The organism is Nocardioides cavernaquae (assembly GCF_003600895.1).
Lineage (GTDB): Bacteria > Actinomycetota > Actinomycetes > Propionibacteriales > Nocardioidaceae > Nocardioides > Nocardioides cavernaquae.
This window is the reverse complement of record NZ_QYRP01000002.1, coordinates 3221512-3244765: the sequence shown is the minus strand read 5'-3', so window position 1 is coordinate 3244765 and position 23254 is coordinate 3221512. Positions and strand designations below refer to the sequence as shown.

Here is a 23254-nt window from a genome sequence, read left to right as displayed (position 1 = left end):
TGAGCCTAGAGAACTCCGCCGACATCTCGGGCCGGGGCTGGTTCAATGGCCGCCATGGCGCACCCTCCGATCGCACCCGACACCAAGGACTGGACCTGGGTCCTCGACCGGCCCTGCCCCGAGTGCGGCTTCGACGCGGGCTCGGTGGAGCACGAGGAGATCGCCGACATGGTCCGCATCGATGCCGAGCGCTGGGCCACCGTCCTGGCCAGGCCCACCGCCGCAGCGCGTCCCCACCGGGATGCCTGGTCGCCGCTGGAGTACGCCTGCCACGTCCGTGACGTCCACCGGGTCTTCGCCGAGCGCCTCGAGGCGATGCTGGCCGACCACGACCCGCAGTTCGCCAACTGGGACCAGAACGCGGCCGCCGAGGAGGACGACTACGCCTCGCAGGATCCGGCGACGGTTGCGGCCGAGCTGCTGGAGGCGGCACGTGCCGTCGCCGCGACGTACGCCGCGGTGCAGGGCGAGCAGTGGCAGCGGCCCGGTCGCCGCAGCAACGGATCGGTGTTCACCGTCGAGACGCTGGGTCGCTATCACCTGCACGATGACGTGCACCACCTGTGGGACGTCAACGGATGAGGCACACCGAGTTCTGGACCCGGATGTCTCATGCACTCGGCAGCGACGCGTACGCCGAGCACTGGGCGTCGCACCATGTCCTGGGTTCGCTCGGTGGACGGACCGCCGGCGAGGCGCTGGGGGAGGGGGAGCCCCCGAAGCGGGTCTGGTGGGCGGTGCACGACGCGCTCGGTCTGCCCGCTGCTGACCGATGACGCTCCTCGGGGCGCAGGACGCGGCGGCCGTGCAGCGGCGTACGGTCCGGTCACTGGTGCTGGTCCAGGCGGTCGGCGCGCTGGGCATCACGATCGGCCTGGCGACGGCCTCCCTGCTGGCCCGGGCGTTGTCGGGCTCCGACAGCATGGCGGGGCTCGCGCAGACCACGCAGGTGCTCGGCACGGCTGTCGGCGGCTATGTGCTCGCCCAGCTCATGTCCGCGCGAGGTCGCCGCGTCGGGCTGGTCACCGGGATGGTGGTGGCGACGCTCGGCGCGCTGCTCTGCGTGCTTGCCGGGGCGATCGGATCGATGGTCGTCCTGCTGGTCGGCACCACGCTGCTCGGCGCAATGAGCGCGGCCAACGCTGCTGCGCGCTATGCGGCGACGGACCTCTCTGCTCCCGAGCACCGCGCCCGCGACCTCTCGGTCGTGGTGTGGGCCGGCACGATCGGTGCCGTCCTCGGCCCCAACCTCGCTGGTCCGTCCGGAGCGTTCGCGCTTGCTCTCGGCCTGCCCGCGCTGACCGGCCCGTTCCTCGTCGGAGCACTCGGGATGGCGGTGGCGGCGGTGATCGCCACAGTCCTGCTGCGTCCCGACCCGCTGCTCCTGGCCCGTGAGCTGGACGGCTCGGCCGGCGCGCCCCGTCGAGGTACGGCGTGGGGCCGGGCCGTCGCCGTGGTCCGTGAGGACCCGGTCGTCGGGCTGGCGGTCGCCGGGGTCGCGGGTGCCCACGCGGTCATGATCGGCGTCATGGTGATGACACCGCTGCACATGGACCACGGCGGCGCGCACCTGCACGTGATCGGGTTCGTGATCAGCGTGCACGTGCTCGGCATGTTCGCCTTCTCCCCGGTCGTCGGCTGGCTCGCGGACACGATCGGCCGGGCCGTGGTCCTCGGCATCGGTGGAGTCATCCTGCTGGTGGCCCTCGTGCTGAGCGGGCTCTCGCCGCAGGGGAGCTCGTGGCAGATCTTCGCGGGGCTCTACCTGCTCGGCATGGGCTGGTCGTTCGCGATGGTGGCCGGGTCGACGCTGCTCACCGAGCGCACCCCGCTGGCCGCGCGCACCGACGTACAGGGGGCCTCGGACCTCGTGATGGGACTGACCGCGGCCGCCGCCGGCGGGTTGTCCGGACTCGTCGTCGGCGTGGGCAGCTTCGCCTGGCTCAACGTCCTCGCCGGAGTCCTCGCGATCGTCGTCATGGCGGCGGGCCTCGCTGCCCACCGGGGCGGGCGGGCATCCGTCTAGCGCTCGCCGAACACCTCGAGCGCGCCGGCGACCGGGACCGGGCCGAGCACCTCGGGCCCCTCGCTGGAGAGAGCGACCAGCTCCGCGCACCCGATGGCGAAGCCAGGACCCGGCGGGAGCAGCGGCGCGAAGTCAGCGGTGGCGGCCGCGTAGACCACGCGGCGTACCCGGGCCCACACGAGGGCACCGGTGCACATGGGGCAGGGCTCGCCACTCGCGTAGACCGTCGCCTCCGCCAGGCGCGCGCGTTGCCCGGGATCGAGGGACCGCAGGGCTTCGGTCTCGGCATGGGCGGTCGGGTCGGCCAGCTCGCCTGCGCGGTTCATGCCCTCGACCAGCACTTCGTCGCCGACCGCGATGACGGCACCGAACGGGGCGTTGCCCCGTGTGCGCGCCAACCCCGCCAGCTCGACCGCACGGGTCAGGTGTCGCTCCTCATCCATGGTCACGCACCCAATTCCATCGCATGCCCGATGCCGTGTCGCCGGGCGGCATCGACGAGGACGCGGCCGATCGCCAGATCAAGGAGACCCAGCCCCGTCGAGTCGAAGAGGGTGATCTCGTCGGGTGAGGTGCGGCCCTCTGCCAGACCGCAGATCACTGACCCGAGATCGGCACAGTCACCGGTCGTCACTGCCCCCTCGGCCAGGGCCAGCACCAGGTCGCCGGAGTCGGCCGTGGCCGTGCTCATCGCATCGACCACGATGCGCGACCGGGACATCGCGACGCCGTCCACCTCGCGGCAGTCCGGCCTCGGTGGCGCGCCGACCACGTTGAGGTGCTGGCCCGGGCGCAGCCAGGAGCCGCGGACGATGGGCTCGCGTGACGGCGTCAGGGTGCAGACCACGTCGGCGGCGTCGATGACAGACCGCGGGCCGTCTGCGTGCGTCACCTTGAGATCGGGTGCCCGGGTGCTCAGCTCGGCCCGGAACGACGCGACCCGGTCGAACGAGCGCGACCAGACGACGACCTCCTCGATCGGGCGCTCGGCAGCGATCAGGACCGTGTGCTCCACGGCCAGGGCCCCGGCTCCGACGAGACCGAGGACCCGGGTATCCGGACGGGCGAGGTGCCGGGTCGCGACCGCCGACGCTGCTGCAGTGCGCACCCGCGTGGGAAGGGCGCCGTCCAGAAGGGCCGCACACGCGCCGGTCTCGGTCGAGATCAGGGTGATCGCCGAGCGCTGGCGCGGCAACCCCGTCAGTGCATTGCCGGGAAGGTCGGCCAGCACCTTGCCGCCGGCGAGGCCAAGGCGCGTGCTGGCGGCCAGCATCGGCAGGAACAGGTCGTCACCTTCACGGATGCCGTGGGCGGGCGAGAGCCGGTCCGTGCCGTCCGCGAGTGCGGCAAACGCCTCCTCGACGGCATCGGTGACGACGGTCCCGGTGAGGTCCGGAGTCCGGAGCAGCGCTGCGATCTGGGAACGGGTGAGGATCAGGGTCATGCGGGTGTCACCTTCCGGTGGCGGATCGGGCGAAGGGACGGGTGAGAGCGGAGGGGGCTCGGCTGGATGCGACCAGACCGGCGGTCGCGAGCAGCGCGATCGCGTACGGAAGCATCAGCAGGAGGCCCGTGGGCACGTCGACGCCGACTGCGGGCAGGCTGTACTGCAGTGCCTGGGCCACTCCGAAGGCCAGCGTGGCCACCACGGTGGGCAGCGCCCGCCAGCGTCCCGCGATCACGGCCACGACAGCGAGGTAGCCGGCGCCGGCCGTCATGTTGTCGGTGAAGGTGTGGACCTCGGAGAGGGCCAGTTGGGCTCCCGCAGCGCCGGCGAGGGCACCGGCCAGCAGGACTGAGGCGAAGCGCACCCGGTTGACCGGGACGCCGGCCCAGTCCGCCCGGACGGCATCCTCGCCGGCCGCGTCGATCGCAATGCCCCACGACGTACGCCGCGAGGTGATCACCGCGACGACGGCGACGCTGAGCACGAGGACGTAGGCCAGGACGGACTGCCCGAGGGCCGGCCCGATGACCGGAAGGTCGCCGACTGCGCCGAGATCAAGTCCGTCGAACCCGGGAACCTCCGCACCTCGGTCGGTGAACAGCAGGCGGGCACCGAAGGTCGTGCCAGCCAGTGCGAGGGCATTGAGCGCGAGACCGGTGACGATCTGGTCGGCACGCAGGACCACGCTGGCCAGTGCCTGGACCATTCCCAGGGCGAGCCCGGCGGCAATGCCCCAGAAGAGTCCGACGACTGCGGAACCGGACTCGACCGCACCGATCACCGAGGAGAAGGCGCCGGTGAGCATCATGCCTTCGAGGCTCATGTTGAGGACGCCTGCGCGCTCGCTGACCAGCTCGCCGGTCGCGGCGACGAGCAGCGGGATGGCGAAGCCGAGACCCGAGGCGAGGATCGCAGCGATCAGCTGCTCGGCGCTCACGGTGCCACCTCGCCGGCTTCGCCGCCGGTGGCCCGGGTGTCCCGGGTGGTCCGGCGCGGAACGTGGGAGACGGTCCAGGCGGCCGTCGAGGCGATGAAGAAGACGAGGAGTGCCTGGGCGATCTGGGTGAGGGAGGCCGGGACTCCTGCGAAGAGTTGCACCGCGATGCCGCCCGAGGAGAGGAAGGCGAGCGAGGTCGCCACCATCACCATGGCCAGCAGCGATCCGCGGGCCAGGAGTCCGGCGACCAGTCCGGTGAAGCCGTAACCCGACGAGACGCCGTCGACCAGGAGGAAGGGGGCCGCCCCCACGAGGAGGCCTCCCGCCACGCCGGCGAGAGCACCCGACACGACGAGTCCTCCGCCACGGAGGCGGTCTGTCGCGATGCCCAGGCGTCGCGCAGCGGGGCGGGAGAGGCCGGTGGCCTCGAGGCGTACGCCGAGTGCGGTGCGGCGCAGGACGAGCGCAGTGCCCGCTGCGGCGACGAGCGCAACGATGATTCCCAGGGTTGCGGGAGACCGTTCGATGCCGAGCAGCGGGAGCTGGAAGCTCGCCGGCAACGGGGCGGACTGGGGGAGTGTCTCGGCGCTCGTCCGCGGCTGCCGCAGCAGCCAGTCCTCGTGCACACACAGGACCACGCCAGCGAGCGCAATGAAGTTCAGCAGCAGCGTGCAGATCACCTCGTTCACCCCTCGGGCGATGACGAGCGCCGCGGCGACTGCTGCCCACGCTGCGCCGCCGAGTGCTGCGGCGCCGAGGAGGACGGGCACGCCGACCCAGGGTCCGATCGCCGGGGGCAGTGCCAGTCCGACGGAGGTGGCTGTGACGGCTCCTGCGCAGATCTGCCCCTCGCCGCCGACGTTCACGAGGCCGACCCGGTGGGCGATGATGAAGCCGCTGCCGACCAGGACGATCACGGCCGTTCCGTTGAGCGCTGCGCCGACGGAGTGAGCCGTGCCGACGCCGTCGAGGAACGCGTTGAGCGTCGTGCCGGGAGGCGAGCCCGCCGCCGCAGCGAGCGCGAGGGCGGTGACGGCGGCCGCGAGGGCGGAGAGGGCTCCGAGGGCCAACGGGTGACGGATCAGGTCCCCCGCGTCGCGGAAGCCCGCCGTTCGGAGGCGAGTCATGCGGGTTCTCCCATCATCAGGCGCGCCACGGCGTCGTGCGCGTCCGGGTCGGCGACATGGACCTGTCCGTGGATCGATCCCCGGTACGCGACGAGGATGCGGTCGCAGAGGGCGAAGAGTTCGGGCAGCTCGCTGGAGACGACGAGGACCCCGGCGCCGCCGTCGGCTGCCTCGCGGAGACGGGTGACGACCGCGTCCACCGCGCCGAGGTCGAGGCCCCGGGTCGGTTCGGCCGCGACGACGCACTGGAGGGAGTCGCGGGAGAGCTCACGCGCGAGGACCACCTTCTGCTGGTTGCCGCCGGACAGGGTCGACAGGCGCGCACGCGGGCCGGCTGCCCGCACGTCGTACTCCTGCATCAGCCGTGCCGCCTCGCGATCCATCGCCTTCCGGTCGAGGCCGCGCGGACTGCGGAACTCGTCGAGCCGGTCGAGCAGCAGGTTCTCGGTGATGCCGAGGTCGCCGATGATCGCCTCGTGGTGCCGGTCCTCCGGGATCACCGCGAGGCCCAGGGCGTTGCGGTCTCCCGGCTCCAGGTCGGTGATCTCCCGATCACCGAGGACGACGCGTCCGGCCGTCACCGGCAGCGAGCCGGAAATGGCGGCGACGAGCTCGCTCTGCCCGTTGCCCTCGACGCCCGCGACGCCGACGATCTCGCCGGCACGGAGCTCAAGGTCGACGTCGTCCACCCGGACTGCGCCGGCCTCATCCCGGACGGTCAGTCCGTCTACGGTGAGCACGACCGGGCCCGGTGTCCGGCCGGTGGATGCGGCTGTGGGGTCGGCAACCCCGAGGGTGGCGGCCAGCACGCCATCGAGCTCGGCGACCTGGCGTCCCATGATCATGTCGATGATGTCGTCGGACGAGGCTTCTGCCACGCGGCCGGAGCCCGCCACGCTCCCATGACGGAGCACCGTGAACTCATCGCTCACGGCGCGGACCTCGGCGAGCTTGTGCGTGACGAGGACGACCGCGGTGCCGGCCCGGGCGAGTGCCGTGCTGATCGCGAGGAAGCGGTCGATCTCGGTCGCCGAGAGCACGGCCGTCGGCTCGTCGAACAGGACGAGCTCCGGCTCCCGCAGGAGCGCCTTGACGATCTCGACCTGCTGGCGGGCGCCGAGCGACATCGCCCCGACGTGCGCATCCAGGTCGACCTCGACGCCGAACGAGTCCCTGGCCCGGTCCACTGCCCGCAGGGTGCGGCGGCGTGCGCTCTGCGTCCAGGCCCCGAGAAGCAGGTTGTCGCGAACACTCAGGTTCGGCAGCAGGCTGAAGTGCTGGTGGACCATCGCAACCCCGCCGGCGAGGGCGTGCGCGGGGGAACCCGGTGCATAGGACTGCCCGAAGCGGACCATCTCACCGCGCGTCGGAGGCAGTGCTCCGTAGACGATGTTGCACAGGGTGGACTTGCCGGCTCCGTTCTCCCCGAGCACGGCGTGGACCGTGCCCGGGGAGACGCGGAGGGACACGTCCCGCAGAGCGGTGACTGCTCCGAACTCCCGGCTCACGCCGCGCAGCTCGAGCGCCAGGGGTCCCCGTGGCGCCGGAGCGGGCGGGTGACCCGGTGCAAGGTCGGACATCGGGACTCAGTACGCCGTGACCGAGGCGTCGGCGAGCTGCGCCGCGAGCTTCTCGAGGGTGGTCTTCGCCTCGGCGTCGTCGCCGCAGAAGGTCAGCTCGGTGGCGTCATGGTCGGAGGTCAGTCCGAAGGGCTCCTGGACTGCCTTCCAGGTCCCGTCGAGCACGGCCTCGATGGCGTACTCCACCTCGGCACCGATGTCGGTCCGGATGTACGCCGCGTAGGGGCTGTCAGCGCTGCACTCGCCCGGGATCGGGCCCCCGATCATCCGGGCGTCGGCCGAGCGCACGGCCTGCTCGATCCCTGCCTTGCCGAGGTTGACGATCTGGCCGAGGACGTCAGCGCCGGCGGCGATGTCGGCGTCTGCAGCCTGCTTGGCCTTGGCCGGGTCGTTGAAGTCGCCGACGAACTGCGGCTTCAGCACCTTGGTGCCGGGCACGGCAGCAACAGCTCCGTTGCCGAAGGCCTCGGCAGCGTTGACGATCGCAGGCAGCTCCATGCCGCCGATGAAGCCGACGGAGTGCTTGGTCGACGCGAGCGCGGCGGCGGCGCCGGTGAGGTACTCCGCCTCGGCCTGCTGCGGGTCGTAGTAGGCGAGGTTGGCGAGGGGCTCCGCGTCGGAGGGACCGCCGATCTCCACGAACGTCACGTCCGGGAACTGCGCTGCCACCCGACGCAGGTCGGCATCGGTCTGGCCGCCGACCGAGACCACCAGGTCGTTGGTGCTGGCGAAGGAGGTGAGCACCTCCTCGTAGTCAGCGGGGTCCACCTCCTCGGCCATGCTGAGCTTCGCGGTGTCCGCGTGCGCCTTCTTGGCGCGTTCGTAGCCGAGGTGCGCGGACTGCATGAAGCCGGTGTCCGAGGTGGAGCCGGGCAGGAAGACGCCCACCTTGAGCAGGTCCTTCCCTCCGGCCGAGGACGACCCGCCGCAGGCGGTGAGGGACGACGTCGCGAGTGAGGTGAGCACGAGACCGGCGAGGAGCCGGCCGGACGGGATACGCATGGGTTCCTCCGGGAGTTAGTGGTATGCCATTAACTCTGGGGCGTGCGTGTTCCAGCCAGTAACCGCTCGTGTGAACACGCGATGACACGAGCGATATACCGCTCAGGGCAGCTCAGCCCCGTCGCCGACTCCGGGTTGCCTCGACGGGATCGATGGCTGGCTGCGCCCAGTCGGCCGCCATCTCGATGGTCTGGCCCTTGCCCGACAGCACGTGGGCGCGGGCAAGCTGCTCGGCGAGCTCGTCGTCGCCCGCCTCGATCGCGCGCAGGATCTGGTCGTGCTCCTGGCACTGGGAGAGTGCGTTGCGCTGGCGGGTCAGGTGGAAGAGCCACCTCATGCGGACGTCCAGCATCTCCGCGGTCGAGATCAGCAGCGGGTTTCCGGTGGCCTCGACCAGGGCCATGTGGAAGTCCGCGTTGGCCTCAGCCGCACCGAGCTCGTCGCCGGCGGCCGCCTGGTGCCGGGCGGAGTCGACGCTCGCGCGCATCTGTGCAATGTCGTCGGGAGTACGCCGAGTGGCGGCGAGGCCTGCCGCGGGAACCTCGACGTACTCCCGCACCTCGAAGAGATGGCGCACGTCATCCGCTGTGAACGGCGCGACGATGGCGCCCTGGCGCGGGACGAGGACCACCAGACCCTCGGACTCCAGCAGCTGGAGGGCCTCGCGCAGCGGGACGCGCGAGACCCCGAGCTCGGCGGCGAGGTCTCGCTCGACGAGCCGGGCGCCGGGCATCAGGTCGAGCCCGATGATCCGCTGCCGGAGGGCGGAGTGCACCGAAGCACGCAGCGAATGACGCTGCGAGGGGGCCGCTCCACTACCGGTCACGCCGCTGATCGTAGACAACTTCTTCAGCGCGCCTCGTAGGCCGCGGCAACGGCGAGGATCGTCTGCTCGAAGGCGTCGAGCCCAAGGGCCACGTCGATCAGCCGGACGTCCTCGCCGGGGTGGTGGCTGATCCCGTCGAAGCAGCGCAGGAAGAGCATGCCGATGTCGGTGACCTCCGCGATCGCCATCGCGTCGTGGCCGGCCCGGCTCCAGATGCCCATCGGGTCCTTCTCGCCGGTGCTCTCGATGCCGGCGATGACCGCCTCCTGCAGCCACCGGGCGCAGGGTGCGGCGGGCGCGCGGTGTGACTCGCTGACCTCGAGGACGAGTGAGCGCTTCTCGCAGACCGCCTCGAGCATCGCCGCGATCTGGTCCCAGGCGGCATCGCGTGCCGCGTCGGTGGAGCCGCGCAGGTCCAGGCTGAAATCGGCCCGCCCGGGGATCACGTTGATGCCTCCGGGGTGCACCGAGATCTTTCCGACGGTGGCGATCGTGCCGCTGTCCTTGCCGATCGACTCGATCGCGGTGATGGCCTCGCTGGCCCCGACGAGGGCATCCTTCCTCCGCTCGTACGGCGTGCCGCCGGCGTGGCGGGCCTCGCCGAGGAGGCGGATCCGGAAGCGCCGGGCGCCGGCGATCGTGGTGACGTAGCCGAGGGAGGCGTCGGCGGCCTCGAGCAGCGGACCCTGCTCGATGTGGGCCTCGAGGTAGCCGACCAGGTGCTCGGGCTGGCGCGCGGCGTCGCGCACCCGCCGCGGGTCGAGCCCGAAGTCCAGGAAGGCCTGGTAGAGCGTGATCCCGTCGCGGTCGCGCAGGTCCCACCAGTCGGGGTCCCAGGTGCCGGCGACGGCTTGGCTGCCGAGGAGCGCCTTGCCGAAGCGGGTGCCCTCCTCGTCGCTGAAGCCGATGACCTCGAGTGCGAAGGGCAGGTCGTCGATGCGGTCGCCGAGGCGCTCGACCACGGCGATCGCCATGACGACGCCGAGCATGCCGTCGAAGCTGCCGGCGTCGGTGACGGTGTCCAGGTGCGACCCGAGCAGGAGCGCGGGCAGGCCCGGCGTGCGTCCCTCGCGGCGCCCGCACTGGTTGCCTGCCGCGTCCTGCCACGTGCGCAGCCCGGCCCGGCGCATCCACGACGCCGTCTCGGCGTTGGCGCGCGCGTGCTGCGGGGAGAGGTGGACCCGCTCGAGCCGCCCGGGCAGCGAGGTGAACCGGTCCAGCTCGGCACATCGGGCCAGGACTTCCTCCGCCGTCCCTGGGACGGTTGCCTCCAGCGTCATGCAGTCACCTCTTCGTGGAACTCGTCTGCGTAGAACTCGAGGGCAGCGGCTGTGCCGCCGCCACCGGTGATGTCGGCGCCACCTGCGCGCAGCACCTGCTCCAGTGCGGCCAGCGTGACCAGGACAGCGTCGCGCCGGGCGTTGTAGCCCATCGTGCCGATCCGCCAGACCTTGCCGTGCAGCGGGCCGAACGAGGTGCCGATCTCGATGCCGTAGTCGTGCAGCATCGAGGCTCGCGCACCGTCGCCATCGATGCCGGCAGGGATGTGGACTGCCACCACGTTGGTCATCTTGTGGGCGACGTCGCCGAAGACCTCCAGGCCGAGCCCGCGGACACCCGCGAGCATGGCGCCTCCGTGCAGCTCGTGGCGCACGACCGCGTTGTCCATGCCCTCGTCGACCAGCAGCCGGGCACACTCCCGGGCCGCGTAGAGCATCGAGGTGGCCTCGGTGTGGTGGTTGAGCCGCCGCGGGCCCCAGTAGTCCATGACCTGCGCGAGGTCGAGGTAGTTCGACGCGATCCGTGCGCCCACGGCTGCGTCGGCTGCGTCGCGGATGCCGGCCTCGACGTGCTTGCGGCCGTTGATCACCTCGGCCGCCTTCGGGGAGATCGTGATCGGGGCACTGCCCGACGGCCCGCCGAGGCACTTCTGCAGGCCGGCCGTCGCGATGTCGATGCCCCAGGCATCGGTCCGGAACTCGTTGCCACCCAGCGACGCCGTCGCATCGACGTACAGGAGGACGCCTTCGCGGCGGCAGACCTCGCCGATGTCGGCGAGCGGCTGGCACATGGTGGTGGCGGTGTCGCCCTGCACGATTGCGAGGACCTTGGGGCGCACGTCGCGGATGGCCGCCTCGATGGCGTCGGCCTCGAACACCTCACCCCACGGGACCTCGATGGTGTGTACGTCGGCGCCGCAGCGCTGCGCGATCTCCTGGAGCAGGTGCCCGAAGCGGCCGAAGACCGGCACGAGCACGCGGTCCCCGGGCTCGAGCAGCGAGACCAGCGCGGCCTCGATGCCGGCGCGGGACGTGCCGTCGATGAGGAAGGTCTGCTCGTTCGTCGTGTCGAAGACCCCGCGGTAGAGCTCCATGGTGCTGTTCATGGCCTCGGTCATCCACGGGTCGAACTGGCCGACCAGCGGCGCAGCCATCGCGCGCAGGACCCGCGGGTCGGCGTTGATCGGGCCCGGGCCCATCAGCAACCTGGTCGGCGGGTTGAGGGGCTGGGTCACTGCTGCTCCTTCGCGGGCCGCGTGAGCATGCGGCCCCAGTCGTGGTCGGGGCGTTCGACGTCGATGGCGTTGCCACGCACGATCGACCGGGTGATGCGACCGCCGTAGCGCAGCCCGTCGTACGCCGAGATCGGGTTGCGGTGCGCGAGGCGCGTGGCCTCGATGCGGAAGTCGACGTTGGTGTCGTAGATCGCCAGGTCGGCGTCGGCGCCGACCTCGATCCGGCCCTTGTGGCCGAGCCCGACGAAATCGGCGGTGTTGCGCGACATCCAGTGGCTGACGCGGGAGAGCGCGATGCCCCGGCGGCGTGCCTCCTGGGCGACCGCGCTGAAGCCGACCTGCAGGCCGGAGACACCGCCCCAGGCCTGCTGCAGGTCGCCGCCGCCGCGCTCCTTCTCCTCGGCAGTGGCCGGCGAGTGGTCGCTCACGATGCAGTCGATGACGCCGTCGCGCAGCGCCTGCCAGAGCTCTTCGCGGTTGCCGCCGTCACGGATCGGGGGACAGCACTTGAACTGGGGAGCCGCGTCCGGGATGGTCTCCGCCGCGAAGCAGAGGTAGTGCGGGCAGGTCTCGACCGTGATCCGCAGCCCCTCGTCGCGCGCGGCCTTGATGCGGTCGAGGGCCCGCGCGCTCGACAGGTGCAGGATGTGCACCCGCGCGCCGGTCGCCCGTGCCCCGTCGATGACCTGCTGGATGGCCGCGGTCTCGGCCTCGTCGGGCCGGCTCAGCACGAAGTCGGTGTAGGACCGGCTCGGGCGGTTCGGGGCACCGGCGAGAACTCCGGCGTCCTCGGCGTGCACGATCATCAGCCCGTCGAAGCGGGCGATCTCGGTGAGGGCTGCGAGGAACTCGGAGGGGTTGAGCGGCGGGAACTCCGCGACCCCGGAGTCCGCGAGGAAGCACTTGAAGCCGAAGACCCCGGCCTCCCACAGCGGCTCCAGCGCGGCCACGTTGCCCGGCACCGCGCCGCCCCAGAAGCCGACGTCGACCATGAGCTCGCCGCGCGCGGCGTCCTGCTTCACCCGCAGCGCGTCCACGGTGACCGTCGACGGGATCGAGTTGAGCGGCATGTCGATCAGGGTTGTCGCACCGCCGAGTGCGGCGGCTTCGGTCGCCGAGACGAAGCCCTCCCACTCGGTGCGCCCGGGCTCGTTGACGTGCACGTGCGTGTCGACGATCCCCGGCACGACGTACGCCGAGTCGGGGGCCCGGATCACGAGCCCCTCGGTCTGGTGCTCGACCGGCTCGATCCCGGTGATCCGGCCGTGGTGGAAGGTGACCGTGGCCGGCACGAACTCGTCACCGACCAGGACCCTCTGGGCCTGCACTGCATCGACGCGCATCACGCCACCGCCTTCGTCTTGGAGAGTGCACCGGCCAGCACCAGGAGGTCCTTGTCACGACCGGGACCGCCGACCAGGCACACGCCGCACGGGAGTCCGTCGACCGTCGTGAGCGGGATCGTCACCGCGGGCAGGCCACCGAGACCGGCGAGACAGGTCAGCTTGAGGGTGGCCTCCCGCACGGGCTGGAGGTCAGCCCCGAGCAACGGTGCCACGCTCGGCGCCGCGGGCAGGGCGAGGATGTTGCTGCCGACGAGCGCACGGATCCGGTCTCTCGCGACCTCGGCGGTCGCGCGGGCGGCCTCGGCCTCGTCGTCAGTGATCGCCGCGGCGAGCTCGAACCGGCCGCGCACGTCAGCACCGAGCGTGTCGAGCTGGCCGGTGAGCCAGGCGCCGTGACTGGCCCAGGCCTCGTGCGCCTGCACGACCCGGAACGCCTCCGTCCACGCCGCCAGGTCGCCGAGGTCCCAGGACTCGACCTTGCGTCCTTCGGGCAGCCAGGCCGCGATGGCGGCAGCGACGTCGGGCTGCGCGAGTGCGGTCAACGCGGGGACGGTCACGATCGTGCGGTCACCACCGGTCGACTCCGGCAGCAGCACGTCACCGACCCGTGCCAGCAGTTCAGGTGTGCGCGTCAGCCAGCCGACGGTGTCGAACGACGGCGCCAGCGGCAGCAGGCCGCGCACGTTGACCAGGCCGTGGGTGGTGCGAATCCCGAACAGCCCCTGGTACGCCGCGGGGATGCGGATCGACCCGCCGGTGTCGGTGCCGAGGCCGATGCTGGCATGACCCAGCGAGACAGCGCTGGCCGAGCCCGAGGTGGACCCGCCGGAGATGCGGTGCGGTGCCTTCGGGTTCGGAGGCGTGCCGCTGTGTGCGTTGGTGCCGGCCAGGCTGTAGGCGAACTCGTCGGTCCGGGCAAGGCCCCGGACCGCGGCACCCGCCGCGCGAAGCAGGCTGACCGCTGCAGCGTCCGCGGTCTCGACCGGCGCAGCAGCGAGCCACGCGGGATTGCCTGCACCGCGGCGCTGGCCGGAGACGGCGTACAGGTCCTTGACGGCGAGGGACTCGCCGTCAAGGGTTCCGGATCCCGTCGGTGGGAGCAGCGGGTCGCCGACGACGCGCCAGATGCGGGAGTCGAGTGCGGGTGTGGGGACCGCGACGTGGGCGGCGGTCACCTTCCACCCGTCACCGGTGCGTGCCCAGAGCTGGGTCTGCTGGCCTCTGCCGCCGCGGGCGAGCTCGGTGATCGCGACGATCAGGGCATGGTCGGGGTCGACCACCTGGACGTGCACGTCGACCAGCGTCCGCTGCGGCGCTCCGCCGCGACCGGACCGGAAGGAGCTGATCGTGTCGTGGCCGACCAGCAGCCCGTTGGCGTCCCCGCGCATGGTGGTCGGACCGGGAGCGAACAGCCGGTCCAGCTCCGCCACGTCGTCGCTCATCAGCGCGGACTCGTAGGCGTGGAACGCCGCCATCAGGCCATCGGGCAGCCCCGGAAGCTCTGGCAGCCCTGGCAGCCCTGGCAGCGTGGTCATCGCAGGCTCCCGAAGTCGGACTTGCGGATGCACGCGTGCGCACCCTTGACCACGTCGACGACCTGCGAGATCTCGAAGTCGGTCGCTGCCGAGAGGTAGGCGTAGGCCAGGTGCGGTGCCATGCCGTAGCGGGCACCGAGGAGCGCGATCGCGTTGCGCACGCAGTTGGCGACGGCCACGTCGAGGTCCTCGTCGAGCCCCGTGGGGATGAGGAGCTCCGACGTCTCCGCGAGAGGGCCCGCGATCTCGCCGAAGCGCGCGACCGCCTCGTCCTGCTTCACCAGGTCGAGCTGGATCGTGGCTCGCAGCGAGGCTTCCATCGCGGTCAGGGACACCTCGCCGCCGCCCTGCGCGAAGTGCGGGTCGCCGACGTAGGCGAGGGCACCCGCCACCTGCACGGGGAGGTAGAGCGTCGTGCCGGCGACCAGCCGGTTGATGTCGATGTTGCCGCCGTGCGGGCCGGGCGGCACGGAGTGCGGCCGCTGGTCACCGGTGACAGCGACACCCATGATGCCGAGGAAGGGAGCGAGCGGGAACCGCACCGAGGGCTCCTCGCCCTCGCGCAACGGGAGCAACCCGTGCAGCTCGTCGCCCGGCTCGTCAGCGACCGAGGCGAAGACGCTGACGGTGGCGCCGCCGACGGGGTACTCGCCGGGCAGCGCGCCCTTGCCGTGACGGTTGGAGATCACGCCGTAGGGCACGCGGGGGAGCGCCTCGACCAGTGTCATCGCCAGCAGGTCACCCGGCTCCGCGCCCGTCACGTGGACCGGCCTGCTGACCACGTGTGGACCGTCGACACCGAACGTGCGCTGGTAGCCGGAGCCGGCCAGCGCGATGGCGTCATCGAGCACCTCGGCCACGCCGTGCCCTCCGAAGAACCTGGCCGGGTCGCGACCCTGGTCCTCCAGGATGCCCTCGTGGCTGATCGTGTCGAACGTGACCTGGGTGCCCGGATCGACGGTCAGGACGGCAGCATCAGTGGCGCACGGAAGCCGGCCCCACAGCACGCTGTCCGGCTCCGCCGGGAGGTACGCAGCGGAGCGGATCGGCCCGGTGCCCGGCTGCAGCGCGGGCCTCATGCAGTGGCTCCGGCCGTGGCAGCCGGGGTGATGCGGCTCGCGGGGTGGAACCAGCCGACGAGGGTCACCGCGGCGATGACGACACCGGCCACGATGACTCCGGCGGCCAGGTGCCACTGCAGCAGGGCGGCTCCGACCGCGGCACCCGCGAGCAGGATGGCGACGACCACGATGCGCCGCGTCGTACCGGATCCGGAGCCGGAACCCAGCTTCGAGTCGGCCGCCAGGCCGGTGAGGACAGAGGTGACCACGACGGTCGTGACGTCCTTGACCGCGATGTAGCGGGCCGTCGCAGCCTGGACGCCCATGGCAGCAGCGAGCAGGGTGGTCGCGAGGAGAGCCACGGCGTGCGAGTCCGAGGCGAGCACGAGAACGCCGACGGCGAGGACCATGCCGGCGACGCTACCGAACAGCACGTTGGTCCGACGGCTCCACGGGACGACCGCGCCCCGAAGCACACGTCCGCCGACGGCGGCGCCGACGAGGAAGAAGACCAGGGCGAGGGCGGGGCCGAGGACGGGCAGCCCTTCGGCTCCGGCGAGGGCCATGCCGAGGATGACCACATTGCCGGTCATGTTGCCGGTGAAGACGCGATCGAGCCCGAGGAAGCCGACCGCGTCGACGATCCCCGTGGAGAAGGTGAGGGCCATCATCAGCCAGAGGTGGACAAGGTCGCGGTGGGACGTCGGGCTCAACGGATCTCCTTCGTGGGGGGAGTGGCGAACTCCCCGGTCTTGCCGGTGCGCAGGCCCAGGCGGACCAGCTTCTCGACCTCGGCGGTGGCGGCGGCCACCCCGTCGACGACGGGTACGCCGAGGGTTGTGGACAGCTCGGCACAGAGGTCGGCCATGCCCGCACAGCCAAGCACGATCGCGTCTGATCCGTCGGTTGCCAGCGCTTCCTTGCAGGCCTGCAGGATCCGGTCGCGCGCGGTCGGATCGGTCTCCAGGTCGAGCACCGGGATCTCGCAGGCATGGATCCCTGCGCACTGTGCCGCCACGCCGTAGAGGTGGGTCAGGTCGTGCGCGTGGCCCACGGTGCGGGCCAGGGTGGTCACCACGCTGAAGCTCCGGCCCAGGTACGCCGCGGTGCGCATCGCTGCCTCGGCGATGCCGACGACCGGGCCGGTGGCGATCTCGCGGGCGGCCAGCAGGCCCGGGTCGCCGAAGCAGGCGATGACGTAGCCGTCGTACCCGGCTGCTTCTCCGGCCTCGACCTCCTCGATGACGCCGAGGGCGGCGAGCACCTCGTCGCGGTGGCTCTCGATCGACGCCGGACCGTGGGCCGGGTTGACCGCGTCGACGGTGATGCCCGGGCTGCTGGTCGCAGCCCGGGCACACGCGCCGATCTGTGCGGTCATCGACCCCGTGGTGTTCGGGTTGACGACCAGGATCCTCATGCGATCGACGGCTCCTCTGCCTTGTCGTTCACGCCGGCGACGTTGGCCCGGACCGCGAGCACGTAGTAGGCAACGAAGCCCACGGCACAGCCGATGAACCAGCTGTAGTTGGAGATCCAGTCGATCGGCGTGGACTCGACAGACTTTCCGGCCACGTCCTTGACGGTCACCCAGACGTCGCTGAGCTTCAGGATCTTGGGCAGGAGCACCGAGCCCAGGGAGAAGGTCGCGGCAATGAGCAGCGCGTAGATCGCCACCGGGTTGTAGCCGCCCTTGTACCAGTACTCGCCGTCCTCCTCGAGGGTGTAGAGGTCGTCGACGACGATCTTCTCCTTGCGGATGGCGTAGAAGTCGGCGATCAGGATGCCGAACAGCGGGCCGATCAGGCCACCGAGGATGCCGAGGGTCCAGAAGATCGCCTCGTCGTTGTTGTACCAGTTCCAGGGGGTGAGGATGACCGAGCCGACGGCCGCGATCATGCCGCCCATGCGCCAGGTGATCTTCTGCGGGTTGACGTTGGAGAAGTCGAACGCCGGCGAGATGAAGTTGGCGACGATGTTGATGCCCACCGTGGCGATGACGAAGGTCAGACCGCCGAACAGCACTGCGGTGTAGGTGTCGATCGCCTCGATGGTGTGCACCGGGTCGGTGATCAGCGTGCCGAACACCGGGACGGTGGCCGACGCGGTGACGACGACGAGCACCGAGAAGATGAAGAAGTTGACCGGCAGGCCCCAGGCGTTGCCCTTCTTCACCTCGTCGAAGCTCTTCGTGTAGCGGGCGAAGTCACCGAAGTTGAGCATCGGGCCGGAGAAGTACGACACGACGACGGCGATGGCACCACACATGGCGGTGATCTGCTGCCCGGTCGTCAGGTGCTTGTCGGTCAGCGACATCGAGATGTCCCAGTCAGCGCGGATCACCATGTAGATGCACAGGATGATCATCGCGACGTAGACCGCCGGACCACAGAAGTCGATGAACTTGCGGATCGACTCCATGCCGTTCCAGAAGACCAGCGCCTGGGCGACCCAGAGGATCGCGAAGCTGACGTAGCCGACGTACGACAGGCCGAGGAAGCTGTGGTCCTGGGTCGCGTACTCGACCAGCCCGGGGAAGAGCTTGAGGGTGACGATCGTCAGGGAGCCGGCCGCGAGGAACGTCTGCACGCCGTACCAGGCGATCGCGATGAGGCCGCGGATGATCGCAGGGATGTTGGCGCCGAGGACGCCGAACGACATCCGGCTGGCGACCGGGTAGGGCACCGCGCCCTTCTGGCTGGGCTTGGCGACCAGGTTGCAGAAGTACTGGACGATCATGATGCCTGCGATCAGGCAGACGAACACCTGCCAGGTCATCAGGCCCAGGGAGAACAGTGCGCCTGCCGTGACGTAGCCACCGACGCTGTGCACGTCGGACATCCAGAAGGCGAAGATGTTGTACCAGCCCCAGGTCTGCTCGGGCAGTGGGTCGAGGTCTTCGTTGGAGAGTCGGGGGTCGTAGTCGCGCTTTCCTACGCCGCGGCCCGGCGGATAGCCGGCGGCCTCGACGATGTCGGGCTGGGTGGGCTCCATGGGGTGCTCCTTAGTCGTCGCAGTTGATGCCGATGACGCTAGGAATCTCGTGTTTCGGTCCTCGTGGTTCCGGATCACGCACCCGTCACGGGAAAGATATATGGCCGGGGCGGAAGACCTCGGGCTCGCTGGCGAAGGCCTGGAGAGCCAGCTTGAGGTGCTCGAAGTGCTGCGCCGACTCGGCAGCCAGCCGGTCCCCGTCGCGGGCCAGGAAGGCATCGAGCAGGTGGTCGTGCTCGCTGCACAGCATCAGCCGGTCGTCCTCCGCCACGCGCGCCATGGGGCGGACCGCCTCGGTCATGTTCCACGCGGCTTCGTACATGTGGGCCAGTCGCTGCATGCCGGCGGGAGCGATCAGCGCCATGTGGAACCGGCGCGACTCCTCGTGGTAGGCGGAGGCGTCCTTCGTCGCTGCGGCCACGGTGAGTGCCGCGTGCGACGCCCGCACGACGTCGTCATCCTCCGTCGACGCGTTGAGCACGGCGGCACGCAGGGCCGCGGCCTCGAGGGCCTCGCGCACTTCGTAGAGCTCCCTGAACTCCGCAAAGGTCAGCTTCGCCACGCTGTAGCCGATGTGCGGGACGTGTTCGACGAGCCCCTCGCTGGTCAGCATCTTGAGCGCCTCGCGGACCGGGATGTGGCTGACCCCGAAGAACTCCGCGACGGCGTCGATCGGGATCAGCGTGCCGGGAGGCTCCTGCCCGGAGAGGATGGCCCGCCTCAGGTCGTCGAGGACGCGTGGCGCGACGCCGCTCGGAGCGCTGTTCACCAGCTGTGCCGCGAACGCAGATCGCCTCCGTGGCGCCGGCGAACGCTCGCGTCGTCGCGGGGAGGGTGTGGTGGTGCCCGTCATGCGAGTCGACGTTAAGCCTGTTCTGTTACGCCCGCGTTGCACAGCCGCTACGGTGCCGTCCGGCCCGTGGAAAGCGGTGGCGACACGCGGGGTGTCGGATGCCCCGATCGAACAGGTGTTCGGCTAGGTTTGTGCTTACGGGTACGACGTCCGGCGAGGTTTTCCACAGGTGTCGACGGTGCTGATCAGGCGCTGTCGGTGGCTCGCCCTAACGTCGCCGATGTACCCACAAACGACGACACGACAAGGACATCACCATGGCTGGAGATCGCGAGAAGGCGCTCGATGCAGCGCTCGCAAACATCGAGAAGCAGTTCGGCAAGGGCTCGGTCATGCGACTGGGCGACGACACGCGAGCCCCGCTCGAGGTGATCCCGACCGGCTCCATCGCGCTGGACGTGGCGCTCGGCCTCGGTGGCCTGCCGCGTGGCCGTGTCGTCGAGATCTACGGCCCGGAGTCCTCCGGAAAGACGACGGTCGCCCTGCACGCGGTGGCCAGCGCCCAGGCCGCCGGCGGCGTCGTCGCGTTCATCGACGCCGAGCACGCGCTCGACCCCGACTACGCCAAGGCGCTCGGTGTCGACACCGACGCCCTGCTGGTCTCCCAGCCCGACTCCGGTGAGCAGGCGCTCGAGATCGCGGACATGTTGATCCGCTCCGGTGCGCTCTCGCTGATCGTCATCGACTCCGTGGCGGCGCTCGTGCCCCGCGCCGAGATCGAGGGCGAGATGGGTGACAGCCACGTCGGTCTGCAGGCCCGACTCATGTCGCAGGCGCTCCGCAAGATGACCGGCGCGCTCAACAACTCGCAGACCACCGCGATCTTCATCAACCAGCTGCGCGAGAAGATCGGCGTCATGTTCGGCTCGCCGGAGACCACGACCGGTGGTCGCGCGCTGAAGTTCTACTCCTCGGTCCGCCTCGACGTGCGCCGCATCGAGACGCTCAAGGACGGCACCGACATGGTCGGCAACCGCACCCGCGTCAAGGTCGTGAAGAACAAGGTGGCTCCGCCGTTCAAGCAGGCCGAGTTCGACATCATGTACGGCAAGGGCATCTCCCGCGAGGGTGGCCTGATCGACGTCGGTGTCGAGGCGGGCCTGGTCCGCAAGGCCGGTGCTTGGTACACCTACGAGGGCGACCAGCTGGGCCAGGGCAAGGAAAACGCCCGCAACTTCCTCAAGGACAACCCGGACCTGGCCAACGAGCTGGAGAAGAAGATCCTCGAGAAGCTCGGCGTCGGCCCGAAGGTCGATGCGCCTGCCGTGGTCGAGCCGGTCAACGTCGACTTCTGAGTCGGCTGATGTCCACACGCGAGGCGGCCTCCCCGGGCTGGCACGGTGACGTTGCCGCCGGGGTGGCCGCCTGGCTCGGCGAGGCTGGCCTGCCGGTCCCACCTCCGCCGGACAAGGTCGCGCTCGGTCCCGACGCGGACCAGGAGACGGTCGCGCGCAAGATCCTGCTGGACCAGCTGACCGGCCAGGCCCGCACCCGCAAGGAGCTCGCCGACAAGCTCGCGGCCAAGGGCGTTCCCGACGAGCTGGCCAGCCGGCTGCTCGACCGGTTCACCGAGGTCGGCCTGATCGACGACGAGGCGTTCGCCCGCGCCTGGATCGCCTCGCGGCAGCCGGGCAAGGGACTGGCCCGCCGGGCGCTGGCCCAGGAGCTGCGCCGCAAGGGCATCGACGACGAGATCGCCCGGGAGGCGCTCGACGAGATCGACCCTGACGACGAGCTCGAGGTGGCCCGCGTGATGGTCCGCCGCAAGCTGCGCTCGGTCTCCGGTCTCGACGAGGTCAGGGCCACCCGACGCCTGGTCGGCATGCTGGCCCGCAAGGGACACAGCCCGGGCGTCGCCTACCGCGTCGTGCGCGAGGAGCTGAGCTCTATCGTTCAGCCATGAGCTCCTTCGCGCAGGCGCACCGCCTTCCCGCTGGCCCGGTCGACCTCACCGCCATCGACCCGGCCGGCCACCCGGCGTACGACGGGTCGAAGGAGGAGGGCGAGGCGGCGCTCGAGGCCCTCGGCCCGGAGCTCGCTGACCTCCAGGAGCGGCTCTACGCCAACAAGGAGTCCGGCAGGAACGTGCTGCTGGTCCTGCAGGGCATGGACACCTCCGGCAAGGGTGGCGTGCTCGAGCACACCGTCGGCCTGGTCAGCCCGGCTGGTGTGAAGGTCACGAGCTTCAAGGCGCCGACCGACGAGGAAAAAGCGCACGACTTCCTGTGGCGCATCGAGAAGGCGCTGCCGCCCGCGGGCCTGATCGGGGTCTTCGACCGCTCGCACTTCGAGGACGTCCTGATCGTGAAGGTCCACGAGTGGGCTGACGCCGCGGAGATCGAGCGTCGCTACGAGGCGATCAACGTGTTCGAGCAGAAGCTCGTCGACTCCGGCACCATCGTCGTGAAGTGCATGCTCCACATCTCGCCCGAGGAGCAGAAGTCGCGACTCCTCGCCAGGCTCGACGATCCGACCAAGCACTGGAAGTTCAACCCGGGCGACCTGGACGAGCGTGCCCTGTGGCCCGCCTACCGCGATGCCTACGAGATCGCACTGGAGCGCACCAACACCGCTGCGGCGCCATGGCACGTGATCCCCAGTGACCGCAAGTGGTACCGGAACCTCGTGATCGGGCACCTCCTGCTCGACGCGCTGCGTGGGCTCGACCTGCAGTGGCCGGTTGCTGACTTCGATGTCGAGGTCGAGAAGCAACGCCTCGCTGACGAGGAGCCGATCGCATGACCGGCCCGATCGAGACGGTTGCTGTCACCCGCTATGTCGCACCGCTGCGCGAAGGTGGCTCGCTCCCGGGGATCGTCGAGGCTGAGGACCTCGGCACCTACGTCTGCAAGTTTCGTGGCGCCGGTCAGGGGCTGCGGGTCCTCGTGGCCGAGGTGATCGTGAGTGGACTCGCTCGTCGCCTCGGGCTGGCCACGCCGCGCCTGGTCGCTCTCGAGCTGGCCGCTGACATCGCTCGTTACGAGGCGGACGAGGAGGTCCAGGACCTGCTCCGGGCCAGTGTCGGGCTCAACCTCGGCGTCGACTTCCTGCCGGGTGCCTTCGGCTTCGACGGCACCTCGGCCGTGCCTGCCGGGCAGGCAGCGACGGTGGTGTGGCTCGACGCCTTCTGCGCCAACGTCGACCGCTCCTGGCGCAACCCCAACCTGCTGGTCTGGCACGGCGACCTCTGGGTGATCGACCACGGCGCCTCGCTCTACTTCCACCACGGCTGGTCCGGGGGAGTCGGAGACCCTGCGCGCTTCGCAGCGCAGCCGTGGAACGCCGACGACCACGTCCTGCTCGAAGCCGCCCGTGCCGACGACCTCGACGCCGTCGACGAGAAGGCGCGCGCTGCCCTTGATCGTGAGGCCTTCGAGGAGATCCTCGCCGAGGTCCCCGATGCCTGGCTCGAGCCGGTGCCCGGCGGCCCCGATGCGGATGCACTGTCGCCGGACGCCCTCCGCGCGGCGTACGTCGAGTTCCTGACCGCGCGCCTGGGCACCGACCAGTGGCTCGCGGGGGTGCGCGGATGACCACTCGCCAGGATCTCCACGCCTATCAGTACGTCGTCCTGCGCTGTGTCCCGCGCGTTGAGCGGGAGGAGTTCGTCAACGTGGGCGTGCTGCTCTACTGCCAGGCGACGGAGTTCCTCGCCGCGGCGTGGTCCTGCGACACCGCACGGCTCGAGGCCTTCTCGCCCGGTCTCGACATCGGCCGGGTGTGTGACGCCCTGGCCTACGTCGAGGGCGTGAGCGCTGGCGACCCCGCCGCCGGCGCCGCTGCGCGCGGAGATCTCGGCACCCGGTTCGGGTTCCTGAAGGCGCCACGCAGCACCGTCCTGCAGCCGGGGCCGGTCCACGGTGGCATCACCGCCGACCCGGCCCGCGAGCTGGAGCACCTGCTCCAGCGCTTCGTGAGCTGACCAGACCTGACCGCTCGGCGCGCCAGACCTGGCCGTTCGGCGCGCCAGACCTGGCCGTTCGGCGCGCCAGACCTGACCTTTCGGCG

General features: G+C 70.7%; 24 protein-coding genes. 8 read left to right on the top strand and 16 right to left on the bottom strand.

Features of this window, described 5'->3' with window-relative positions; all coding sequences use genetic code 11:
- Positions 1-54: 54 nt before the first annotated feature.
- From D4739_RS15650 to D4739_RS15640, 3 genes are read left to right on the top strand one after another with little or no spacing between them, the layout of a single operon-like run.
- Positions 55-582 (top strand): DinB family protein, encoded by a 528-nt coding sequence (locus tag D4739_RS15650; RefSeq protein ID WP_120061955.1) that lies wholly within the window; start codon positions 55-57, stop codon positions 580-582.
- Positions 579-776 carry a DUF3046 domain-containing protein gene (locus D4739_RS15645; protein ID WP_120061468.1) on the top strand — a complete coding sequence of 66 codons (198 nt, stop codon included), beginning with the start codon at positions 579-581 and terminating at the stop codon, positions 774-776. Before D4739_RS15650 ends, D4739_RS15645 begins: the two co-directional genes overlap by 4 nt.
- Positions 773-2026 (top strand): MFS transporter, encoded by a 1254-nt coding sequence (locus D4739_RS15640; protein ID WP_120061467.1) that lies wholly within the window; start codon positions 773-775, stop codon positions 2024-2026. The genes D4739_RS15645 and D4739_RS15640 overlap by 4 nt, the downstream gene beginning before the upstream one ends.
- On the opposite strand, the gene D4739_RS15635 is transcribed toward D4739_RS15640, so the two are convergent.
- From D4739_RS15635 to D4739_RS15560, 16 genes are all read right to left on the bottom strand, one after another.
- Positions 2023-2469, bottom strand: coding sequence for a nucleoside deaminase (locus D4739_RS15635; protein ID WP_120061466.1), 447 nt, complete (start codon positions 2467-2469; stop codon positions 2023-2025). The two genes, D4739_RS15640 and D4739_RS15635, sit on opposite strands and share 4 nt — an antisense overlap.
- A 2-nt stretch (positions 2470-2471) precedes the next feature.
- A complete protein-coding gene (locus D4739_RS15630) occupies positions 2472-3470 on the bottom strand; it encodes an ornithine cyclodeaminase family protein (protein ID WP_120061465.1) in 999 nt (332 codons plus the stop codon).
- Positions 3471-3477: 7 nt separating this feature from the next.
- On the bottom strand, positions 3478-4410 hold the full coding sequence (locus D4739_RS15625) for an ABC transporter permease (RefSeq protein WP_220699315.1): 933 nt from the start codon (positions 4408-4410) through the stop codon (positions 3478-3480).
- Positions 4407-5537, bottom strand: a complete 1131-nt coding sequence (locus D4739_RS15620; RefSeq protein WP_120061464.1) for an ABC transporter permease — start codon at positions 5535-5537, stop codon at positions 4407-4409. The genes D4739_RS15625 and D4739_RS15620 overlap by 4 nt, the downstream gene beginning before the upstream one ends.
- Positions 5534-7117 carry an ABC transporter ATP-binding protein gene (locus D4739_RS15615; RefSeq protein WP_120061463.1) on the bottom strand — a complete coding sequence of 528 codons (1584 nt, stop codon included), beginning with the start codon at positions 7115-7117 and terminating at the stop codon, positions 5534-5536. The genes D4739_RS15620 and D4739_RS15615 overlap by 4 nt, the downstream gene beginning before the upstream one ends.
- 6 nt (positions 7118-7123) lie before the next feature.
- On the bottom strand, positions 7124-8119 hold the full coding sequence (locus D4739_RS15610; RefSeq protein ID WP_120061462.1) for a BMP family ABC transporter substrate-binding protein: 996 nt from the start codon (positions 8117-8119) through the stop codon (positions 7124-7126).
- A gap of 112 nt (positions 8120-8231) precedes the next feature.
- On the bottom strand, positions 8232-8945 hold the full coding sequence (locus D4739_RS15605) for a GntR family transcriptional regulator (protein ID WP_220699314.1): 714 nt from the start codon (positions 8943-8945) through the stop codon (positions 8232-8234).
- A 23-nt stretch (positions 8946-8968) separates the two neighbouring features.
- Entirely contained in the window at positions 8969-10225 is a 1257-nt protein-coding gene (locus D4739_RS15600; protein WP_120061461.1) for an allantoate amidohydrolase, read from the bottom strand.
- Positions 10222-11460, bottom strand: a complete 1239-nt coding sequence (locus tag D4739_RS15595; RefSeq protein ID WP_238473677.1) for a pyridoxal-phosphate-dependent aminotransferase family protein — start codon at positions 11458-11460, stop codon at positions 10222-10224. Before D4739_RS15595 ends, D4739_RS15600 begins: the two co-directional genes overlap by 4 nt.
- A complete protein-coding gene (allB, locus tag D4739_RS15590; protein ID WP_182920445.1) occupies positions 11457-12803 on the bottom strand; it encodes an allantoinase AllB in 1347 nt (448 codons plus the stop codon). Before allB ends, D4739_RS15595 begins: the two co-directional genes overlap by 4 nt.
- Complete coding sequence (locus D4739_RS15585; protein WP_120061459.1) at positions 12803-14341, bottom strand: AtzH-like domain-containing protein; 1539 nt, start codon at positions 14339-14341, stop codon at positions 12803-12805. The genes allB and D4739_RS15585 overlap by 1 nt, the downstream gene beginning before the upstream one ends.
- Entirely contained in the window at positions 14338-15420 is a 1083-nt protein-coding gene (locus D4739_RS15580; protein WP_120061458.1) for an acetamidase/formamidase family protein, read from the bottom strand. The genes D4739_RS15585 and D4739_RS15580 overlap by 4 nt, the downstream gene beginning before the upstream one ends.
- Positions 15417-16115, bottom strand: coding sequence for a DUF1275 family protein (locus D4739_RS15575; RefSeq protein ID WP_238473676.1), 699 nt, complete (start codon positions 16113-16115; stop codon positions 15417-15419). The genes D4739_RS15580 and D4739_RS15575 overlap by 4 nt, the downstream gene beginning before the upstream one ends.
- Complete coding sequence (locus D4739_RS15570) at positions 16112-16819, bottom strand: aspartate/glutamate racemase family protein (protein ID WP_120061457.1); 708 nt, start codon at positions 16817-16819, stop codon at positions 16112-16114. The genes D4739_RS15575 and D4739_RS15570 overlap by 4 nt, the downstream gene beginning before the upstream one ends.
- On the bottom strand, positions 16816-18393 hold the full coding sequence (locus D4739_RS15565) for an NCS1 family nucleobase:cation symporter-1 (protein ID WP_120061456.1): 1578 nt from the start codon (positions 18391-18393) through the stop codon (positions 16816-16818). The genes D4739_RS15570 and D4739_RS15565 overlap by 4 nt, the downstream gene beginning before the upstream one ends.
- An 85-nt stretch (positions 18394-18478) precedes the next feature.
- Positions 18479-19246 carry a GntR family transcriptional regulator gene (locus D4739_RS15560; protein ID WP_120061455.1) on the bottom strand — a complete coding sequence of 256 codons (768 nt, stop codon included), beginning with the start codon at positions 19244-19246 and terminating at the stop codon, positions 18479-18481.
- Positions 19247-19497: 251 nt separating this feature from the next.
- Between D4739_RS15560 and recA the strand changes: the two genes are divergently transcribed.
- The 5 genes from recA to D4739_RS15535 are packed head-to-tail and all read left to right on the top strand — an operon-like array spanning position 19498 to position 23168.
- On the top strand, positions 19498-20541 hold the full coding sequence (gene recA / locus D4739_RS15555) for a recombinase RecA (protein WP_476638913.1): 1044 nt from the start codon (positions 19498-19500) through the stop codon (positions 20539-20541).
- A gap of 8 nt (positions 20542-20549) precedes the next feature.
- A complete protein-coding gene (locus tag D4739_RS15550) occupies positions 20550-21149 on the top strand; it encodes a regulatory protein RecX (protein ID WP_120061453.1) in 600 nt (199 codons plus the stop codon).
- On the top strand, positions 21146-21988 hold the full coding sequence (locus D4739_RS15545) for a polyphosphate kinase 2 family protein (RefSeq protein ID WP_120061452.1): 843 nt from the start codon (positions 21146-21148) through the stop codon (positions 21986-21988). Before D4739_RS15550 ends, D4739_RS15545 begins: the two co-directional genes overlap by 4 nt.
- The gene (locus tag D4739_RS15540) at positions 21985-22779 is read left to right on the top strand and encodes a HipA family kinase (protein ID WP_120061451.1); all 795 of its coding nucleotides are present in this window, start codon (positions 21985-21987) and stop codon (positions 22777-22779) included. Before D4739_RS15545 ends, D4739_RS15540 begins: the two co-directional genes overlap by 4 nt.
- Positions 22776-23168 (top strand): DUF3037 domain-containing protein, encoded by a 393-nt coding sequence (locus D4739_RS15535; RefSeq protein WP_120061450.1) that lies wholly within the window; start codon positions 22776-22778, stop codon positions 23166-23168. The genes D4739_RS15540 and D4739_RS15535 overlap by 4 nt, the downstream gene beginning before the upstream one ends.
- Positions 23169-23254 lie beyond the last annotated feature (86 nt).

What these genes read in the sequence shown, in the direction of transcription:
- D4739_RS15650 (WP_120061955.1), top strand. Translation starts at nt 55, where the DNA reads ATGGCGCACCCTCCGATCGCACCCGACACCAAGGACTGGACCTGGGTC.
- D4739_RS15645 (WP_120061468.1), top strand. Translation starts at nt 579, where the DNA reads ATGAGGCACACCGAGTTCTGGACCCGGATGTCTCATGCACTCGGCAGC.
- D4739_RS15640 (WP_120061467.1), top strand. Translation starts at nt 773, where the DNA reads ATGACGCTCCTCGGGGCGCAGGACGCGGCGGCCGTGCAGCGGCGTACG.
- D4739_RS15635 (WP_120061466.1), bottom strand. Translation starts at nt 2,469, where the DNA reads ATGGATGAGGAGCGACACCTGACCCGTGCGGTCGAGCTGGCGGGGTTG.
- D4739_RS15630 (WP_120061465.1), bottom strand. Translation starts at nt 3,470, where the DNA reads ATGACCCTGATCCTCACCCGTTCCCAGATCGCAGCGCTGCTCCGGACT.
- D4739_RS15620 (WP_120061464.1), bottom strand. Translation starts at nt 5,537, where the DNA reads ATGACTCGCCTCCGAACGGCGGGCTTCCGCGACGCGGGGGACCTGATC.
- D4739_RS15615 (WP_120061463.1), bottom strand. Translation starts at nt 7,117, where the DNA reads ATGTCCGACCTTGCACCGGGTCACCCGCCCGCTCCGGCGCCACGGGGA.
- D4739_RS15610 (WP_120061462.1), bottom strand. Translation starts at nt 8,119, where the DNA reads ATGCGTATCCCGTCCGGCCGGCTCCTCGCCGGTCTCGTGCTCACCTCA.
- D4739_RS15600 (WP_120061461.1), bottom strand. Translation starts at nt 10,225, where the DNA reads ATGACGCTGGAGGCAACCGTCCCAGGGACGGCGGAGGAAGTCCTGGCC.
- allB (WP_182920445.1), bottom strand. Translation starts at nt 12,803, where the DNA reads ATGCGCGTCGATGCAGTGCAGGCCCAGAGGGTCCTGGTCGGTGACGAG.
- D4739_RS15585 (WP_120061459.1), bottom strand. Translation starts at nt 14,341, where the DNA reads ATGACCACGCTGCCAGGGCTGCCAGGGCTGCCAGAGCTTCCGGGGCTG.
- D4739_RS15580 (WP_120061458.1), bottom strand. Translation starts at nt 15,420, where the DNA reads ATGAGGCCCGCGCTGCAGCCGGGCACCGGGCCGATCCGCTCCGCTGCG.
- D4739_RS15570 (WP_120061457.1), bottom strand. Translation starts at nt 16,819, where the DNA reads ATGAGGATCCTGGTCGTCAACCCGAACACCACGGGGTCGATGACCGCA.
- D4739_RS15565 (WP_120061456.1), bottom strand. Translation starts at nt 18,393, where the DNA reads ATGGAGCCCACCCAGCCCGACATCGTCGAGGCCGCCGGCTATCCGCCG.
- D4739_RS15560 (WP_120061455.1), bottom strand. Translation starts at nt 19,246, where the DNA reads ATGACGGGCACCACCACACCCTCCCCGCGACGACGCGAGCGTTCGCCG.
- D4739_RS15550 (WP_120061453.1), top strand. Translation starts at nt 20,550, where the DNA reads ATGTCCACACGCGAGGCGGCCTCCCCGGGCTGGCACGGTGACGTTGCC.
- D4739_RS15545 (WP_120061452.1), top strand. Translation starts at nt 21,146, where the DNA reads ATGAGCTCCTTCGCGCAGGCGCACCGCCTTCCCGCTGGCCCGGTCGAC.
- D4739_RS15540 (WP_120061451.1), top strand. Translation starts at nt 21,985, where the DNA reads ATGACCGGCCCGATCGAGACGGTTGCTGTCACCCGCTATGTCGCACCG.
- D4739_RS15535 (WP_120061450.1), top strand. Translation starts at nt 22,776, where the DNA reads ATGACCACTCGCCAGGATCTCCACGCCTATCAGTACGTCGTCCTGCGC.